At 56.3% G+C, this 17559-nt stretch carries 11 protein-coding genes and 4 pseudogenes; 8 read left to right on the top strand and 7 right to left on the bottom strand.

Annotated features, from left to right (window positions below):
• The first annotated feature begins 30 nt into the window (after nt 1-30).
• From FDY98_RS12925 to FDY98_RS12905, 4 genes and pseudogenes are all read left to right on the top strand, one after another.
• On the top strand, nt 31-1233 hold the full coding sequence (locus FDY98_RS12925) for a thiamine pyrophosphate-dependent dehydrogenase E1 component subunit alpha (protein WP_027959577.1): 1203 nt from the start codon (nt 31-33) through the stop codon (nt 1231-1233).
• Nucleotide 1234: 1 nt separating this feature from the next.
• Nucleotides 1235-2212 carry an alpha-ketoacid dehydrogenase subunit beta gene (locus tag FDY98_RS12920; protein WP_009287805.1) on the top strand — a complete coding sequence of 326 codons (978 nt, stop codon included), beginning with the start codon at nt 1235-1237 and terminating at the stop codon, nt 2210-2212.
• A 38-nt stretch (nt 2213-2250) separates the two neighbouring features.
• Nucleotides 2251-3503 (top strand): annotated as a pseudogene (locus FDY98_RS12910) (2-oxo acid dehydrogenase subunit E2).
• 15 nt (nt 3504-3518) lie between these two features.
• On the top strand, nt 3519-5381 hold the full coding sequence (locus FDY98_RS12905) for a protein kinase domain-containing protein (RefSeq protein ID WP_027959576.1): 1863 nt from the start codon (nt 3519-3521) through the stop codon (nt 5379-5381).
• A 25-nt stretch (nt 5382-5406) separates the two neighbouring features.
• On the opposite strand, the gene FDY98_RS12900 is transcribed toward FDY98_RS12905, so the two are convergent.
• The 7 genes and pseudogenes from FDY98_RS12900 to FDY98_RS12870 form a co-directional block, all read right to left on the bottom strand.
• Nucleotides 5407-6027, bottom strand: coding sequence for an ABC-type transport auxiliary lipoprotein family protein (locus FDY98_RS12900; RefSeq protein WP_027959575.1), 621 nt, complete (start codon nt 6025-6027; stop codon nt 5407-5409).
• Nucleotides 6024-6965 (bottom strand): MlaD family protein, encoded by a 942-nt coding sequence (locus FDY98_RS12895; protein ID WP_027959574.1) that lies wholly within the window; start codon nt 6963-6965, stop codon nt 6024-6026. Before FDY98_RS12895 ends, FDY98_RS12900 begins: the two co-directional genes overlap by 4 nt.
• 6 nt (nt 6966-6971) lie before the next feature.
• Nucleotides 6972-7796, bottom strand: coding sequence for an ABC transporter ATP-binding protein (locus FDY98_RS12890; protein WP_027959573.1), 825 nt, complete (start codon nt 7794-7796; stop codon nt 6972-6974).
• Complete coding sequence (locus FDY98_RS12885; RefSeq protein ID WP_022523323.1) at nt 7796-8926, bottom strand: MlaE family ABC transporter permease; 1131 nt, start codon at nt 8924-8926, stop codon at nt 7796-7798. Before FDY98_RS12885 ends, FDY98_RS12890 begins: the two co-directional genes overlap by 1 nt.
• A 93-nt stretch (nt 8927-9019) precedes the next feature.
• Nucleotides 9020-9837 (bottom strand): annotated as a pseudogene (locus tag FDY98_RS12880) (IclR family transcriptional regulator).
• A gap of 102 nt (nt 9838-9939) precedes the next feature.
• A pseudogene (locus tag FDY98_RS12875) lies at nt 9940-11147 on the bottom strand (3-oxoadipyl-CoA thiolase).
• A 25-nt stretch (nt 11148-11172) separates the two neighbouring features.
• Nucleotides 11173-12695 (bottom strand): annotated as a pseudogene (locus tag FDY98_RS12870) (3-hydroxyacyl-CoA dehydrogenase).
• A gap of 218 nt (nt 12696-12913) precedes the next feature.
• On the opposite strand from FDY98_RS12870, the gene FDY98_RS12865 reads away from it, so the two are divergent.
• Genes FDY98_RS12865 through FDY98_RS12850 form a run of 4 tightly spaced genes read left to right on the top strand, consistent with a single transcriptional unit; the run spans nt 12914 to nt 17497 of the window.
• Nucleotides 12914-14065 carry an acyl-CoA dehydrogenase family protein gene (locus FDY98_RS12865; RefSeq protein WP_022523327.1) on the top strand — a complete coding sequence of 384 codons (1152 nt, stop codon included), beginning with the start codon at nt 12914-12916 and terminating at the stop codon, nt 14063-14065.
• A complete protein-coding gene (locus FDY98_RS12860) occupies nt 14065-15666 on the top strand; it encodes a class I adenylate-forming enzyme family protein (RefSeq protein ID WP_027959570.1) in 1602 nt (533 codons plus the stop codon). Before FDY98_RS12865 ends, FDY98_RS12860 begins: the two co-directional genes overlap by 1 nt.
• On the top strand, nt 15663-16112 hold the full coding sequence (locus tag FDY98_RS12855; RefSeq protein WP_027959569.1) for a PaaI family thioesterase: 450 nt from the start codon (nt 15663-15665) through the stop codon (nt 16110-16112). The genes FDY98_RS12860 and FDY98_RS12855 overlap by 4 nt, the downstream gene beginning before the upstream one ends.
• A complete protein-coding gene (locus tag FDY98_RS12850) occupies nt 16109-17497 on the top strand; it encodes a hypothetical protein (RefSeq protein ID WP_027959568.1) in 1389 nt (462 codons plus the stop codon). The genes FDY98_RS12855 and FDY98_RS12850 overlap by 4 nt, the downstream gene beginning before the upstream one ends.
• The last annotated feature ends 62 nt before the right edge of the window (nt 17498-17559 follow it).

The raw sequence follows: 17559 nt of genomic DNA, 5'->3' as shown, positions 1-17559 counted from the left end.
CTCAAAAGGGGCAAAACAAGGACAATAATGATGACACAGTACGTACACCAGCCGGACTTCATGACCGGCGACGAATTTTCAATTCCTACTTTCAGCCTGCTTAACCCAGAAGGTGAGCTGCATAGCGACGCTGATGAGCCCGCGCTTGAGCGTGATCACGCCCGGCGTATCTATCAGGCGATGCTGGCCACGCGTATTCTCGATGAACGTATGATGGCTGCTCAGCGCCAGGGGCGGTTGAGCTTTTATATGCAGTGTACCGGGGAAGAGGCCGCTGTAGTGGGCGCCACTGCTGCGCTAAATGACGCCGATATGATTATGGCGCAGTACCGCGAGCAGGGCGCTTTAATGTATCGCGGCTTCTCGATCGACGAATTCATGAATCAGCTGTTCGGCAACGAGCTGGACTACGGCAAAGGCCGCCAAATGCCGATTCACTATGGGTCGCGCAAGCTGCACTACATGACCATCTCGTCCCCCTTAGCGACTCAGATTCCTCAGGCCACGGGCTACGCCTACGGCCAAAAATTGGCTGGTAACGGTCACTGCACGTTAACGTTTTTTGGTGAAGGCGCCGCCTCCGAGGGAGACTTCCACGCCGCGCTGAATATGGCCTCAGTGCATCAGGTGCCGGTGATATTCTTCTGCCGTAACAATGGCTATGCCATTTCCACGCCTGCCGTCGAGCAGTTTGCCGCCGACGGTATCGCCCCCCGAGCCTTTGGCTACCACATGCACGTGATCCGGGTAGATGGTAACGATGTGCTGGCGGTCTACGAAGCGACGCGGCAGGCACGCAAGATCGCCGTTGAGAAAAATCAGCCGGTATTGATCGAGGCCATGAGCTATCGCCTTGCCGCGCACTCCTCTTCCGACGACCCCTCTGGCTATCGCTCGAAAGATGAGGAGGAGGTGTGGCGCGCCAAAGACCCACTGCTGCGGCTGCAAAAATGGCTCTTGAAGAAACAGTGGTGGAGCGAAGAGGAGGAGGCTACCCAGCAGGAAACCCTGCGCCGTGAAGTACTGGAAACCATGAAGCGGGCTGAGAAGCGCTCATCGCCGCCGCTAGAGAGCCTGATCAGCGATGTGTATGCCGATATAACCCCATCGCTGCAGCGCCAATTCGATCAGTTAAAACGCCATATCCGTCGCTACCCAGAGGCTTATCCCCGCGGGGCGCAGTCGTTGGATTTAGACGTGGGCACCGAGACTGATACTCAGGGAGAGGCGTAACATGGCTACCATGAACATGCTCCAGGCAATTAATAATGCACTGGATATCGCCATGGCAGAGGATGAAAAAGTCATCTGCTTTGGTGAAGATGTGGGTATTTTTGGCGGCGTATTTCGGGCCACCAGTCACCTGCAGGAGAAGTACGGCAAAGCGCGCTGTTTCAATACGCCACTTGTCGAACAGGGCATTATCGGCTTTGCCAATGGCTTGGCGGCCCAGGGCTCGGTGCCTGTGGCAGAAATACAGTTTGCCGACTATATCTTTCCGGCGTTTGACCAGATCGTTAACGAAACCGCCAAGTTCCGGTACCGCTCAGGCGATCTGTTTAACGTTGGTGGTTTGACGATTCGCACTCCTTACGGTGGCGGTATCGCTGGTGGCCTTTATCACTCTCAATCACCGGAAGCTTATTTCACCCATACACCTGGATTAAAGGTGGTGGTGCCGCGCAACCCATACCAGGCTAAAGGGCTACTGCTTGCCGCTATTCGCGACCCGGATCCGGTGCTTTTTCTGGAGCCTAAGCGTCTTTATCGTGCTTCAGTCGGTGAAGTGCCCGAAGAGGATTACCAGCTTCCCATTGGCGAAGCCGAAATCACCAAGGAGGGCACGGATATTACCGTGGTAGGCTGGGGCGCGCAGATGGAGGTGATCGGCAAAGCGGTCGAGCTAGCCGAAGAGCAGGGCATCGCCTGTGAAGTGATCGACCTGCGCTCACTGCTGCCCTGGGATGCGGATACGGTGGCTGAATCGGTGTTAAAAACCGGCCGACTGGTGGTGAGCCATGAAGCCCCGTTAACCGGTGGCTTTGCCGGTGAAATCGCTGCCACTATTCAAGAGCGTTGTTTTCTCTACCTGGAATCGCCCATTGCCCGGGTGACGGGTCTGGATACGCCTTTTCCACTGGTGCTGGAAAAAGAGTATCTGCCTGATCACCTGAAGATTTTTGAAGCGATTCGCGAAAGCGTCAACTTTTAGTGGCTATTAATGCCTAAGTACGCATGGGGAGAAAAACAATGAGCGATTTTTTATTGCCTGATATTGGCGAAGGCATCGTCGAGTGTGAAGTCGTCGAATGGCGCGTCGCTGAAGGCGATCAAATTGAAGAAGATCAGCCTATCGTTGAAGTCATGACCGACAAGGCGCTGGTGGAGATTACCGCCCCCGAAGCCGGTGTGGTGACCAAACTGTATGTGGCCCAGGGCCAAATTGCCAAAGTGCATGCGCCGCTGTATGCCTATCAAGTGATGGGGCTAGTAACAATAATAGTGAGGCCGAACCAGACGGTGCGCAATCGGCCGCCAGTGAAAAGCCAATGGCACAGACGACAGAATCGTCCAACCCTACAGGTATTCCGGCTGCTGGCCGCTTATATGACAAGGTGCCAGCCAGCCCCGCCGTTAGACGCCTAGTGCGTGAACACTCTCTACAGCTCACGGAGATCGCTGGCAGCGGCAAAGACGGTCGGGTGCTAAAAGAGGACGTGTTGGCGCATCTGGATCAAGCACTCCAAGCTTCAGCTTCATCTAGCCAAACCGTTGTTAACAACCAAGCTGAAACTCAGGCACCCAGAGTGGAGCCCCTCCGCGGTGTGCGGGCGGTCATGGCCAAGCGCATGGTCGAGGCAGCCAGCACCATTCCCCATTTTCACTACGGTGAAGAGATCGACGTTACTGCACTGTTGGCGCTGCGGGAGCGCTTAAAGCCGCTAGCCGAGGCTCAGGGCGAACGGCTGACGCTAATGCCGTTTTTTATGAAAGCCATGGCGCTAGCCGTCGCCGAAGAGCCTATCGTTAATGCCCAGTTAAATGCGGCTGGGGATGAGCTGCACTACTACCCCCATTGTAATATCGGTATGGCGGTGGATAGCAAAGCGGGTTTGATGGTGCCCAATGTCAAAAACGTTGAGCGCTTAACCCTGTTGGAAATTGCCCGGGAAGTCGGCCGGCTAACCACCTCGGCGCGGGAGGGGCGGGTTGATCAGGCGGATCTAAAAGGCGGCACCATTAGTATTTCCAATATTGGGGCGTTGGGAGGTACCTACGCCGCGCCGATCATTAACGCCCCCGAGGCCGCTATTGTGGCGATTGGTAAAACCCAGTGGCTACCACGCTTTGATGAGCAGGGTGCGGTACAGCGCCGGGCGATCATGACCATCACCTGGGCGGGCGATCACCGTTTTATCGACGGCGGTACCATTGCGCGTTTCTGTAATGCCTGGAAGGGCTTTCTCGAAGCCCCAGAGACCATGCTGCTTCACTTAGGCTAGCAAGCAAGGTGACTTATGTCCCAGGCACCGCTTCAGCAGTTTTATATACCTGAAGAGCAGTCGGTCTATCTGCTGAGCCATCACGATGCCCGTAAGCTTAAAGACTGGGTAGCGCTATGCCAGGCGCAGCTCTCCCAGTTGGGCTATCAGGGCATCGAGCTCATTGGCAAGGGTGCCTACGGTTTTGTATTTGCCGGCAGCACCGTCCACCAAGGCGCTAAAGCGCATTATGTCTTTAAATTCTCCCGCATTACCCTACCTGTGCACTTGCAGGAGCGCCTCGAAGAAGAGGCGTTTATGCTGGAACAGGTGTCCCATCCACGCATTCCAGGTCTTATTGCTTACCAGCGCTCCCGGGGGCAGTCCATTCTGGTAATGGAGCGTGCCCCCGGCTGGAATTTAGAGCAGGTATCGCTTAAGCAGGGGCGCCTCTCTCCACGCTTGATTGTGCGCATTGCGGCGCAGTTGGCCGACATCCTGCTTGCCCTGCGGCGGGAGTCAGGGTCCCAGGCACGTCCGGTGGTGCATGGCGATATTAAGCCTTCTAACTTGGTGTATGACGCCGAGCAGGAGTCTATTGCGCTAATCGACTGGGGCTCATCGGTATTTGCCCAACTAGACGCGCAACTGCAGTTTGTGGGCGCCAACGTCATGGAGCTGATGTCGGATAATCTGCAGCAAACCAATGCCCGCCTGGGCGATGTTTACTTTATCGGCGAAGAGCAGTTGAACGGCGCACTGTCATCGCCGCGATTCGATGAGCAGGGAGCGGCGGGAACCCTGTATGCGCTGGCGTCGGCGCAGTCGTGTCGATTTGGCCATCGGGCGATTCCCGCCAGTTCGCTGGGGTTGCCGATGGAGTTTGCCCGCACCCTGGATGGCATGCTCGACCCCGACCCTCAGGTGCGGCGCAAAGCGGGCGACTACTTTTTAAAAAACATGCCGCGAATGGCCAAGGTAGTAATGATCGATCTGCCTACATCGCTCAGTGTACCGCTGGTACCGGTATGGGCGCGTCCTGCGCATCAGGAGATCGATACCGTGGTATATAGCTCGCGCAAAGCCTTTCTACGCGAAGTCTTTTCACAGGAAGAGCATGCCCAAGAAACCCTGAATGATGTCAATGATGTGCAGTTAGACCGCTACTACAAGCAGTTTATGCAGGGTATGGGTGAAACCGAAAAGGCCTTTTTGGCGTCGGTGAGCCGCCTGGGCAAATATCCGGTAGTGGGGGGCTTGGCGGTTCGCTGGGAGCGTGAGGGTGTGTATATCGACTCGTCGTTAAATTTACACGACCCGACGCTGAAGCCCGCCTTTATTGAAGCGGTCAATAATATGGTGCACTTGGCGCGGGCGATTCATCGTCAGGGCGTGTTTAAAAGCTGCTTGTTTAATGCCCGGCAAACACTGCACTTAGAACGTACTTCCGTGGATGAAGCCTTCGTAAGCGAACCCAGCATGGCGATAGGCTACGAGTTGAGCGCAGTACCGGAGCTTGAAGATCGCACCCGTCAGCACAGCTACTTCGAAGATGGCCCCGACCCAGAAGAACTATTGGTGCTGCCCGAGGCGATTATGCATGTGCTGCAGCAGCTCAATGACATTCACCATACCGGCATGATCATTTTTGAAGCGCTGCCACAACACCTCAAAATACATAGCTACTATCGTCTGCTGGATCCGGCTCGAGAGGGCGAGTTCCGCACGCTGCTGGCGCGCATTCTCGCCTCGGTAGACCAAATCGAGGGCCTAGGCGTTTCGGGCTACATGAAAATGCCCTACAAGGACACGCGCTACTTCACTCATCTTGAAAGCCAGCCGGAACGCTACTACCCCCGCGACCCGCGGGAGTATGCCCGCCGGGCAACAACGTCCTAATCACGCTGGCTTAGTCAATGCTAGCTTAATCAAGGGTATTAGCTTCCTGCTGATTGGCCAGCCAGTTGACCAGCTGTTCAGTAAGGTCGTCACTAGCAGCGCCAAACGCATTAACCACCTCTGGAATATCAGTGCTGATAGCTTGCGCGCTGGTGGTAAAACTCTGAGTGGCGATTGAAGCACGGTTTTGAGTGCTGACGAGCTGTACATCGAGCTGTACTTTTACCGTGGGCGGATGGGTGGCGTAGTCGCTCTGAAAGTGACGTAGCTCACTCAGCAGCAATCGCTCGGAAGGCAGGCTATCGCTACCCACGCTGGCGAATAGGCGGCTCTGCTGTAACCCAGTGATCAAGCGCGATTGGAGTAAAGCAGGGGCATTCTCTTGCCAGCGGGCAGCTTCGTACACATTAACCACATTACCTTCTGGGTAAACCACAATGCGGTTGCTACTCAGTAAATGCCCCGCCTGTGGAGCAGCCACAGCAAGGCGTTGTCGGGTGGTCATAGAATCTGATGTGACGGGCTGTATATCGCTACTGGGCAGACGATACAGGGTCGCTGGCTCACTTTCGGGCAATATTGAGCAGCCACTGCTGGGTAGCAGCGCAGCGCTAACTAAAGCGATGGCGGTGGAGCGTAATGTCATGGGCGGAACTCCTCTACCTGATCACGGCCCAGGAAAAAGTCCGTTGGGCTCTCCTCTAGCTGGCGGGTAATACGATCCAGTGTATCAAGCGTGGAGCGTAGCGAAGAGAGCGCCGGAGCAATATCTTGCGCCCCCTGCAGGCTGCCTTCGATGGCACCAGCGTTAGTCTCCACTAATTGCTCAATGCGTTGAGCCGCCCGGGCCACATCGTGGCTCGCATCAGCGGCACTCTCCATTACCAGCTGGCCATCTTGACGCAGTAGCTGTGTCGCTTCCTGGCTAAGTTCGTCGATGCTGCTAAGCGTGTTAGTTGCCTGGCGAGTGGCTTCGCCGAAAAGCGCCATATTTTGATCTAGGGCGTCCTGCTGGGCGGCAATCATTTCGGTAATCTGAGCAATGTTGGTTAAAATACTGCCTGCCTGCTCACGGTTATTATCGTCAAACAGTTCGTTGACGTTTTGCAGGATTGAATTGATGTTTTCGATCATATCTTCGCCCTCATCAAACAGCGTAGCGATGGGCGAAGGGTCTGCGGTTATAAATGGTGCTTCGATATCGGTTTGGTCAATCAGCAGTGGGGCTTCAGGGGTGCCGCCGTGGAGTTGCACAGACATGCTGCCGGTGATGCTAGCAAAGGCAAGTTTTGCCCGGGTGTCTGTCTTGATCGGTGCGTCATCGTAGACGCGGATATTGGCAATCACTTGCCGAGGGTCATCAGGATTAAGGTTAAGCTCGGTGACGTCCCCCACCTCAATACCGTTATACTGCACTCGGCTGCCGACCGATAAGCCGCTAACGCTGCGCTCAAATAGAATACGATAAGGCTGGTAGCTACGTTCGCCCGCTGCATGGCTCATCCAAAGTGCAAACAGCAGCGCGCCAGCGGCAGTGGCCAGCGTGAAGAGACCGATTAAAACGTGATGCGCCCGTGTTTCCATGTGCAGTCACTCCTGGACGTTAGCGTTATTTGAAGAGCCGGTATGAGCACGCTGAGCGGCTCGACCTCGCGGGCCGTGAAAGTAGTCTTGAACCCATTCATCGTCGGTATCCGCCACTTTATCGATGGTATCCACCACCAGCACACGTTTCTGTGAAAGTACCGCGACCCGATCGCAGGCAGCGTAGAGCGTATCCAGGTCATGGGTGACCAGGAAAACGCTGAAACCCAGCGCATCGCGAAGGGTGACCAGCAACTGATCGAAGGCCGCAGCGCCAATAGGGTCAAGCCCCGCCGTGGGCTCATCAAGAAACAGGATGTCAGGATCAAGCGCTAAGGCACGGGCAAGGGCGGCGCGCTTGACCATGCCGCCAGACAGCGACTCAGGAAACTGCAGCGCGGCCTGTGGCGGCAGCCCGACCAACGCTAGCTTTACCCTGGCAAGATGCTCGGCGTCTTCACGGGGTAGCCTGGCGTGTTCAATTAGCGGTAGGGCAATATTTTCTTGCAGGTTCAACGAGCTGAACAGCGCACCGCGTTGAAACAGTACACCAAAGCGCCGCTCTATTTGACTGCGCTGTGCCTCGCTAAGCTCGTTAAGGGTTGTGCCTAGGACTTCAACCGTGCCGTCATTGGGGCGCTTCAAACCAACGATGCTGCGTAACAGCACTGATTTGCCGGTACCAGAACCGCCTACAACGCCGAGGATTTCCCCGCGTTCAAGGGTCAGATCTAAATTTTCGTGAACCACATGAGCGCCAAAGCGGTTCACCAAGCCTCGAACCTTAATGACCGGTAGGTCGTTTTGCTCTGTCGGTTTATCTGAATTGATCACCAGCCCATCTCCATAAAGAATAGCGCGGCGACGGCATCAATCAGAATCACCATAAAAATCGACTGAACGACGCTTGACGTAGTGTGTTCTCCCACCGACTGCGCACTGCCGCTGACCTTAAAGCCTTCAAGGCAGCCGATAACGGCGATCACAAAGGCAAACACCGGTGCTTTGCTAAGCCCTACCAAAAAGTGTGTCACCGATACGTCTTTTTGCAGCGTGGCCATGAACTGGGTAAGTGAAATATCCAGTGACAAAGAGGTGACCATGGCACCACCCGCTAAGCCGCTGAGCATGCCCACAAACGCTAGCATGGGCAGGCTAATTAACATCGCCATTACCCGTGGCAGCACCAAAAGCTCGATAGGATCTAGCCCTTGGGCCTGCAGGGCATCAATCTCTTCATTGGATTTCATGGCGCCGATCTGGGCAGTAAAGGCGCTGGCGGTTCGTCCCGCTAATAAAATTGCAGCAAGCAGAACGCCGAACTCTCGTAAGAATGAGAACGCAACAAGATCGATGGTATAAATCGTGGCGCCAAAATCCTGCAAAACGGTAGCGCCAAGGAAAGCCACAACGGCACCCACCATAAAGGTGAGTAGCGCGACGATGGGTACGGCATTAAGACCGCTCTGCTGAATATGGGCAACGGTGGCCGTTAGGCGCCAGTGGCGTGGCCGCAATGCCAGATGGAATAGGGTAGCCACGACGAGACCAATAAAGGCCAGCAGCTGGCGCTGCTGAGACCAAAGCCCCGCCATGTGTTGGCCCACGCTGGCAAGCGCTTGGCTAATACGCGAATAGGAGGGGGGATCAACGTCAAGCGGCGCTTCCATGGCTTCGGCAATACGCACCAGCAGCGCCTGCTGCTCTTTCGGCAGTTCTGCTGCCCAATCCGCTACCGCCTGTGCTTTCTCAACGCCAATCAGCTCTACAATGAGTATGGCACCGGCGGTATCAAGGCGAGTTATTGCGTCTAACGAAACCGTCGCACCCGTTGGCTTGCCAAGTTCGGTTCGAGTTTCACTGTGATTAAGCGCCGCTTTGATATAGCGGTAATTGGCAAGTGTCCACTCGCCTTTAAGGGTGACTGTTTGATCATGACGCGCTATCCACTCGCTTGGCATCCCCACTCCTCGGCGCTCTTGGTATCGCTGCGCTTGTTTAGAAGTCTATGATGCATTCAAACGGGCGTTAGTTAAAGTCTCCCTAGCTTGAATCTACCTTGCCGAGCGGTTTCTTGGCGCTAGTTCCTGCTTAATCTGATTAGCGACTTCTTTGAGACGTGGGCCTAAGTTATTAACCAAGCGGTCGTGATCCAAGCGCAGGCTGGAGCCGCCGCAGTTAATCGCCATGACCTCGGCGCCATCTTCTAAAATTAGCGGCATCGCCACCGCGCTAATATCGCGCTGCCAATCCTGCTCAGAGAGACAAAAACCGTACTGTGCATAGTCTTTGAAACTCTGTTGTATACCCGCTTCATAACGCGGCCAGTCGCTACCATACTCGCTGGCCAACTCTTGGAGCACCTGCTGGCGCCGTTCGTCAGACAAACCGCATAGCCAGGCACGACCAATGGCGGAAGTGGCAATGGGCAGGCGGGAGCCCGTGTCCAGGCGAATGATTAGCGGGCCATGGCCGTGGCAGGTTTCCAAATAAACCATGTCACTGCGGTCGGCCCCGCCCAGGCTAACGTTACAGTCGGTGGCATCAGCAAATTTCTGCAGATGCGGGCGAGCAATTTCGCGAATGCCCATATTGGCGAGAAAGCGATATCCCAAGGCTAAGACACCTGGCCCAAGGCGGTACTTTTCCAGGTGGGTATTGTGTTGGAGATAGCCCAACTGCGTCAGGGTATAGGTTAAACGTGACACCGTCGAGGGATACTCGTACGGTTGGAGAGCTCAGCATTGCCTAAATACTCTTCACCTGCGCCAAAGGCGCGCAGTAACTCTAAACCGCGCGCGAGGGCAGTCACAAAGTTACGATCTTTTCCTGGCAACTGCGGGTCGTCAGCATCAGTGTCGGTGGGGTGCATTCAATATCCCAACAATAGGTGGCTTATGGCGCCCAGTATCGCATATCTACTTAGACGCAGCGTTCATGCCTCTCAACGAAATAGCGGCTGTTTGACACTAAATCAGCTGTCCAGACGCTCGATAATCGTGGCAATGCCCTGACCGACGCCGATGCACATGGTAACCAACGCATAGCGCCCACCGGTCGCTTCAAGCTGTCGGAGAGCCGTAAGCGCCAAGCGTGCTCCTGATGCCCCAGAGGATGACCAATGGCGATAGCGCCGCCGTTGGCGTTCAAGCGTGGATCATCAACGGAGAGACCCAACTGCTGCACGCAGCCAAGCACCTGAACGGCAAACGCTTCGTTGATTTCAATCACATCCATCTGCTCAAGGGTAAGCCCTGCACGCGCCAACGCCTTTTGTGAAGCGGGTACTGGCCCTAACCCCATAACCCGCGGAGCCACACCGGCAACGGCGCTGGCGACAATGCGCGCGCGCGCGCGCTAGGCCCACACGTTCACCGGCGGCCTTGGTGCCGACAATCATGGCAGCGGCGCCGTCATTCAGGCCCGAGGCATTTCCGGCGGTGACCACGCCACCCTCGAATAGCGAGCCCAGTCGGGCCAGTTTGTCTTCGGTGCTTTGTGGGCGGGGGTGTTCGTCTTTTTCCACCAACAGTGGCGGCTGTTTACGCCCTTGGGGCACCTCTACGCCAAACATCTCGCCGTCGTAGAAACCTGAGGCCAGCGCTTGGGCGTAGCGGGCCTGAGAGCGGGCGGCAAAGGTGTCGCTTTCATCGCGGCTAATATTCAGGTCGTGGGCAATGTTATCAGCAGTTTCCGGCATGCTATGGCTGCCGTACTCCTTAGCAATCCAGGGGTTGGGAAAGCGTGAGCCAATCACCGTGTCGTACAGCGGCTGGTTGCGGGCATAGGGAGAGTCCGCTTTACCCACACATAAGGTGCACGGGACATGGACTCAACGCCGCCTGCTAAAAACAGCTCGCCTTCACCTAGCCGTGCCGCCCGGGCCGCATCCATCATCGCTGCCAAGCCACTGCCGCAAAGCCGGTTAACGGTTTGCCCTGCCACTTCGATGGGCAGACCTGCCAACAGTGCGCCGTGACGGGCTACGTTTCGGGAGTCTTCCCCCGCTTGGTTGGTGCAGCCTGCCAGCACCTCTTCATAGCTTGCTGGCGCGAATGGGTTGCGGGCTACCAGTGTTTTAAGCGTCAGCCCCAACAGCTCATCTGGGCGAATAGCCGCTAAGCTGCCACCGTGGCGACCAAAAGGGGTACGTAAACCGTCGTAAATATAGGCGTCTTGCATGGTGATGCTCCTTGTTATTGGTAGGTTAAGCGGCGGTTAACGACATTTGCAGCGCGGCGCGGCGGCGCAGCCAGGGGCTAGGCCGATAGCGTGGGTCGCCGGTGGCCTCAAGCAGGTTGGTCAATATCGTCATGATGCGCGTGGCGCCGTAATGGTCGCCCATGCGTAGCGGGCCGAAAGGGTAGCCCAAACCCAGCTCAACCGCTCGGTCGATAGTCGTGGGTTCTGCCACGCCTTGCTGGGCAATGTCGGCACCGACGTTGACGATGCAGGCAATAATGCGCTGAAGAACGAAGCCGTTGCTGTCCTGCAGAGTACTTACCGGCGTGCCGTCATGATTGAGCAGGCTTTGCGCTGCTTGAATGAAAGCGGAGTGGGTGATTGGCGTGGCCATGAGGCTGCGGCGTTTATCGAGCCCTGCGAGCATATCCACCGCTACACACTGCTCAGCGTCTAGCCCCTGGCGCAGGGCGCAGCTAGTGGCATCTTCTCCAAAGGGAGTCAGCAGGCATAGCGCTTGGGCAGTGGGTAGTGGGTCAGTTTCTAATGGCCAGCCCGCCGCATGCACCAGCGCGGTGAGTGCCTTGGCACTCTCGGGGTCTTCCTGGCTAATCCATACCGGGCAAGGTGAGGCAGGCTTGATGACCGGCTCATCCGGCATCTGCTGTTTGCCTTCCACATAGCGGTAAAAGCCTTCGCCGGTTTTACGCCCCAGCAAGCCCGCGGCCAAGCGCTGTCGGGTTAACGGTGAAGGGCGAAAACGCGCTTCTTCATAATACTGGTGATACACCGACTCCATCACGGCGTGGGAAACGTCCAGCCCGGTAAGATCAAGCAGGGTAAAGGGCCCCATCCGGAATCCGCCCTGATCAACCATAATACGGTCAATAGTGGCCGGGTCAGCGACGCTTTCGCCTAGCAGTCGCAGCGCTTCAGTGCCGAAGGCACGACCGCATGGTTAACCAGAAACCCAGGTGTATCGGTGGTTTGGGCCGTAAAGTGGCCCATGGCTTGTCCTAGAGCATTGACCCGCTGAGTCACCTCATCGGTGGTACGCAAGCCAGGGATGACCTCGGCAATCTTCATCAGCGGCACGGGATTAAAGAAGTGAAAGCCAATAACCCGCTCAGGGTGCTGGCAGGCGGCGGCAATGGCCGTGACGGAGAGTGAAGAGGTATTGGTCGCCAACACAGCCTGCTGGCTGAGGATTGCTTCTAAATCGCTAAACAGCCCCTGCTTGGCCTCCAGCTTCTCGACAATGGCTTCCACCACAATATCGCAGGGAGCGAGCGCGGCAAGCTCGCTGGCTTCAATCAACCGTTCACTATAGTGCTGCGCCTGTTCTGCGTTAATGCGCTGCTTTTCGACACTTCTCTGCCATAAGCCATTAATAAAGGCTTTCGCTTCTTGTGCGGCACCCTCTTTAACGTCAAAAAGCATGACGTCTAGACCGGCCTGGGCAGCCAACTGTGCGATGCCACGCCCCATGGCGCCGGTGCCGACGATGCCAAGCGTGGTAAAGGGGGAAGGTGTTGATTCGCTAGCCATACGCTAAGTCCTCTCTGCAAATGGGTGTATATTTAGCATTGTGATTCTGCATTGCAAAATGGTGTTTCAATTATTGACTGCCATCCTAGGCTATGCAAAAGTGCCTGACAAGAATAGTGGACAATAGTTTTGCTATGCAAAATGCATGTACTGTCCACGCCCAGCGCTACTTCGAATGATAACTCTAACCATAAAACCCGTTGCCACCAGGAGCCGTCATGATTCGCGATCCCGAATTGATTAACCAGCTTGTCGATACCATCGCCCGCTTTGTCCGTGAGCGCTTAATTCCTAATGAGGCACGCCTAGCCGAAGAGGATGCGGTGCCCCCGGAAATTCTTGCGGAAATGAAAGAGATGGGGCTTTTCGGGCTATCGATTCCAGAAGAGTACGGCGGCCTAGGCCTGACCATGGAGGAAGAAGCGCTGGTGGCGATGGAGATTGGTAAAACCTCGCCTGCCTTTCGCTCGGTGTTTGGCACTAATAATGGCATTGGCGCCCAGGGTATTTTGATTGATGGTACTGATGAGCAGAAAGCCAAGTATGTGCCACGCTTGGCCACGGGCGAGATTCTTAGCTCGTTTTGTCTCACCGAGCCCGATTCCGGCTCCGACGCCGCCAGCCTGCGCACGACGGCGGTGCGGGATGGCGATGACTATATCTTGAACGGCACCAAGCGCTATATCACCAACGGCCCAGAAGCCGATCTGTTTACCGTGATGGCGCGTACTGACCCAGAGAATAAAGGTGCGGGTGGGATCTCAGCCTTTATCGTCGAAGGTAACACGCCAGGGCTGGTACGCGGCCCTGCGGATAACAAGATGGGCCAGAAGGGCGCCCATACCTGCGATATTATTTTCGACAACTGCCGGGTGCCCGCTGAAAATATTATTGGCGGGAAAGAGGGACAAGGGTTTAAAACGGCGATGAAGGTGCTGGATCGTGGGCGGCTGCATATTTCGGCGGTCTGTGTAGGCGTGGCCGAGCGCTTAGTGGAAGAGTCGCTGCGCTACACCATGGAGCGTAAGCAGTTTGGCGCGGCGCTTGCCGAGCATCAGCTGATCCAAGCCATGTTGGCGGATAGCAAAACCGAAGCCTATGCAGGCAAAACCATGGTGATGGACGCTGCACGGCGTAAAGACAATGGCGAAAATGTTTCGACACTGGCCTCCTGCTGCAAACTGTTCTGCGCCGAAATGGTGGGCCGTGTCGCAGACCGCGCGGTGCAGGTTCACGGTGGGGCGGGTTACATGTCGGAATACGCGGTTGAGCGTTTCTACCGCGATGTGCGGCTATTCCGTATTTACGAAGGCACCACCCAGATTCAACAAATCGTCATTGCTCGCAACATGGTGCGGGAGGCGTCCTAATGGCTTTATCGGTTTCCTACCAAGCGCCGGACGAGGCTATTTTTGGGCGCCTTGCCAGCGAGCTGGTGGCCGAGCTTCCCGAGCGCCTCAGTACCCGCGTGCTTGAAAATGCCAAGCTGCTTGGCGAGCACCCGGCTATAGTGGATGGCACTGTGCGCTGGAGTTATGCGGAGCTTGGTCAAGAAATACACGCCGCTTATGGCTGGTTAAGCGCATTGGGCATTCGCCCTGGCGACCGGATTATGACGGTGAGTGAAAACTGTCGCGCTCTGGTCGTGCTGCTGCTGGCCGCCAGTGAATTGGATGTCTGGGTAGCGATTGTGAACTCGCGCCTGTCAGCACAGGAAGTTGACCTGATTCAGGGCAACTGCCTGCCCCGGCGAGTCTTCTATACCTGTGAAGCATCCCCAGAGGCGTGCCAGCACGCCGAGCGCCACGCGGCTGACCGCTACCAACACCCTCAGTTGGGTGGGCTGGCCATTTCGCCGCTGTATGACAGTGAGCCCGAACCGGTCTGCGCGAGCGGGGCCGAGCAGGTGGCGGCGATGATCTACACCTCAGGCACCACTGGCACACCTAAAGGCGTCATGCTAACCCATCGTGGCATTCTGTATATTGCCTCAATCTCTGGGGGCATGCGTCATTTAAGCGAAGGGCAGCGGGTCTACGGCGTGCTGCCCATGTCTCATGTGTTTGGCCTCTCTTCGGTATGTATGGGGTCGCTCTATAACGGCGCCTGCCTGTATACCGTGCCGCGCTTCGATGCCGCCCATATGTTGGCGACGCTAAAGCAGGAGCACATTACCGTTCTCCAGGGAGTGCCGGCGATGTATGCCCGGGCGTTAGAGTTTTTAAAACGTGAACAGCGCCCGTTAGAAGCGCCTGATCTAATTTATATGTCAGCAGGAGGTTCACCGTTAGATAGCGACACCAAAGTGCGGGTAGAGGCAGCCTTTGGGCTGACGCTGCATAACGGCTACGGTTTAACCGAGGCCAGCCCTACCATCAGCCAGACCCGCATCGATGACCACCATGCAACTAGCACCGTTGGCCGGGTATTGCCTTTACTTGAGTACCGCCTGGAACCGCTTAGCGACAGCGGAACTGCCGAGCAGCCTGGAGATGAAGTGGGTGAACTATGGGTGCGCGGGCCTAATATTATGAAGGGTTACTTCCGCCAGCCGGAAGCTACCCGCGCCACCCTAACCGAAGATGGTTGGCTCAATACCGGTGATATCGCCAAACTCGATCACCATGACCAACTCTATATTGTAGGGCGTAGCAAAGAGCTGATTATCCGCTCTGGCTTCAATATCTACCCGCCGGATGTGGAAGCGGTGATTAACGAGCACCCTGCGGTAACGCTTACCGCCGTAGTGGGGCGTCAAATCGCCGGTAATGAAGAAGTCGTGGCGTTTGTGCAGTGCGAGCCGGGTGTTGACGTTGATATGGCGGAGCTCAAGGCGTTTATTGCCGAGCGGTTGGCGCCTTACAAACGGCCTACTCAAATTGTATTGATGGATACGCTACCTTCCACCGCCAGCGGCAAAATTCTTAAAGGACGATTGCGCGATTTAGCCCAGCAGGAGAGCGGCTCATGAGTCATTCACCTCAGCAAGCGTTAATGGGCTACCACGAACTGCTGGGCATGCACGTCGTTGAGTGGGAAGAGGGTCGAGTAGTCGTTGAACTGACCATTGAGCCAAAACATCTTAACCGCAGCGGCAATGTACATGGCGGTGTATTAGCTTCCATGTTGGATAGCGCTTTAAGCCTTGCCGGTCTGCACTGCGATGTACCGGGCAATATTCGCCGAGGAATGACACTCTCATTAACCACGACCTTTGTGGGCCCTGCCCGGCAAGGTGTGTTGAAGGCAATCGGCACGGTTCGCGGCGGCGGACAGAAAACCTATATGAGCAGCGGTGAGATAGTCGATGAGCAGGGCAGCTTAGTGGCCATGGGAGAAGGCTCCTTTCGGCGTCGCAGTGGCAGTGAATCCACAGAGGGATTTCCAGAAAACAAACCCCGGGAGCCAACTGAGTGAGCCCAGCCCGCCTGCGGGTTTCTCTGTTACTGCTGGTCACCTTGGCAACGCTGTTTCATCTGGTGGTTGGCAGCCTGTTTTGGCAAGCCGTCGGCATTGCCGCGCTGGCGCTCTATCTATTAACGCTTGTTGGCAAGCTAACGCGGATGGCCAAAGGGTTACTGCTAGCCGCGGGGATAGTGTCGCTGCTAGCGCTCTGGCACTCGTCGAACCCAGGCCAACTGCTGTTTGAAGCCAGTGGGCGTTTTGCGTTTTTTGCTACCTTTGTGGTGGCGTTGAGCATGCTACGTTTGCCTGCCTACCGTTCACGCCTGGTGCGCCGCTGTGGGCAAAGCATGCTGCTTCAACCGCCTAGCCGCCGCTACCCAATTTTATCGCTCGGTTCAGCACTGTTTGGCATTATTCTCAATATCGGCGTGCTTAACTTGTTTGCTGCCATGATTGAGAAGAGTAACACCCTAGGCGCGGCCCAGGGGCGTGCCTGGGTGCGAGAGGCTCGTCAGCGGCGCATGATGTTGGCGCTGCTGCGCGGGTTTTCACTGGCGCCGCTTATTTCGCCCATGGGTATCGGCGTTGCCGTCGTACTGTCGAGCCTTCCCCAGGTCACTTGGCTTGAGCTTGCGCCGTATATTTTGGGTGCCGCTGTGCTAATTTTTCTGGCCGGATGGGCGGTAGATTTTCTCACCGGCCCGCATCCACCTGCCAATAAAGCCCCGGTAGCTGCTCCTTCGTTACGCCCGCTGGCTCAGTTCAGCGTGTTGCTGCTGGGAATTGTGGCGCTAGTGTTTAGCCTTGCCTGGCTATTAGAGCTGCGCTTACCCATTGCCGCGCTGTTAGGTGCGCCCACGGGGGCGCTGATTTGGCTTGCCTGGCAGCGGCGCAGGCTTGGTTTCTGTGGGCTGCCTGCCGCGGTTAGCGCGGTGCATCGCCAGTTACCGTGGCTACTTTCGCCCAGTGCCAATGAGATCGTGGTGCTAGGGGCGGCGGGCTATTTGGGGCACTTATGCGTTGGACTGGTTGACACTCAGCAGTTGGCGCCGCTACTAACCGTGTTGAACCAGTGGGGCGCCTTCAATGCTGTACTGGCGATGCTGATGGTGGTAGGGCTGGCCCAGGTCGGCGTTAATCCTATCGTGACGGTAACGCTGCTGGTGGGGCTGCTACCGCAGTTAGCTATCGAGGGACTAACACCCGCACTGATAGGTGCATCGCTGATGGTGGGTTGGGCGCTGGCGCTAATGTCGTCGCCGATGACGGCATCAATGCTGATTTTATCCCGATTTACCGGTGTGCCCGCCACGCGTATCGGCTACCGCTGGAACGGCAAATTTCTGGTCGCCTCGATTCCGCTATTGGCAGCGTGGTTTGTATGGGCACCCTTTTAAATATTGCACGCCTTAGTGGTGAGGCTAGGTCTACGCGAGGGCGCTGTAAACCCGTCCTTGGG

The organism is Halomonas sp. PA16-9 (genome assembly GCF_009728585.1).
In the GTDB taxonomy this organism is placed as follows: Bacteria; Pseudomonadota; Gammaproteobacteria; order Pseudomonadales; family Halomonadaceae; genus Vreelandella; species Vreelandella titanicae.
Note: the sequence above shows the minus strand (reverse complement) of the source record. Positions and strands in the feature narration are given on the sequence as shown.

Excerpts from the sequence above, each read along its gene's own strand:
- FDY98_RS12855 (WP_027959569.1), top strand. The coding sequence starts at position 15,663 with ATGAGTCATTCACCTCAGCAAGCGTTAATGGGCTACCACGAACTGCTG.
- FDY98_RS12920 (WP_009287805.1), top strand. The coding sequence starts at position 1,235 with ATGGCTACCATGAACATGCTCCAGGCAATTAATAATGCACTGGATATC.
- FDY98_RS12860 (WP_027959570.1), top strand. The coding sequence starts at position 14,065 with ATGGCTTTATCGGTTTCCTACCAAGCGCCGGACGAGGCTATTTTTGGG.
- FDY98_RS12900 (WP_027959575.1), bottom strand. The coding sequence starts at position 6,027 with ATGACATTACGCTCCACCGCCATCGCTTTAGTTAGCGCTGCGCTGCTA.
- FDY98_RS12925 (WP_027959577.1), top strand. The coding sequence starts at position 31 with ATGACACAGTACGTACACCAGCCGGACTTCATGACCGGCGACGAATTT.
- FDY98_RS12895 (WP_027959574.1), bottom strand. The coding sequence starts at position 6,965 with ATGGAAACACGGGCGCATCACGTTTTAATCGGTCTCTTCACGCTGGCC.
- FDY98_RS12885 (WP_022523323.1), bottom strand. The coding sequence starts at position 8,926 with ATGCCAAGCGAGTGGATAGCGCGTCATGATCAAACAGTCACCCTTAAA.
- FDY98_RS12865 (WP_022523327.1), top strand. The coding sequence starts at position 12,914 with ATGATTCGCGATCCCGAATTGATTAACCAGCTTGTCGATACCATCGCC.
- FDY98_RS12905 (WP_027959576.1), top strand. The coding sequence starts at position 3,519 with ATGTCCCAGGCACCGCTTCAGCAGTTTTATATACCTGAAGAGCAGTCG.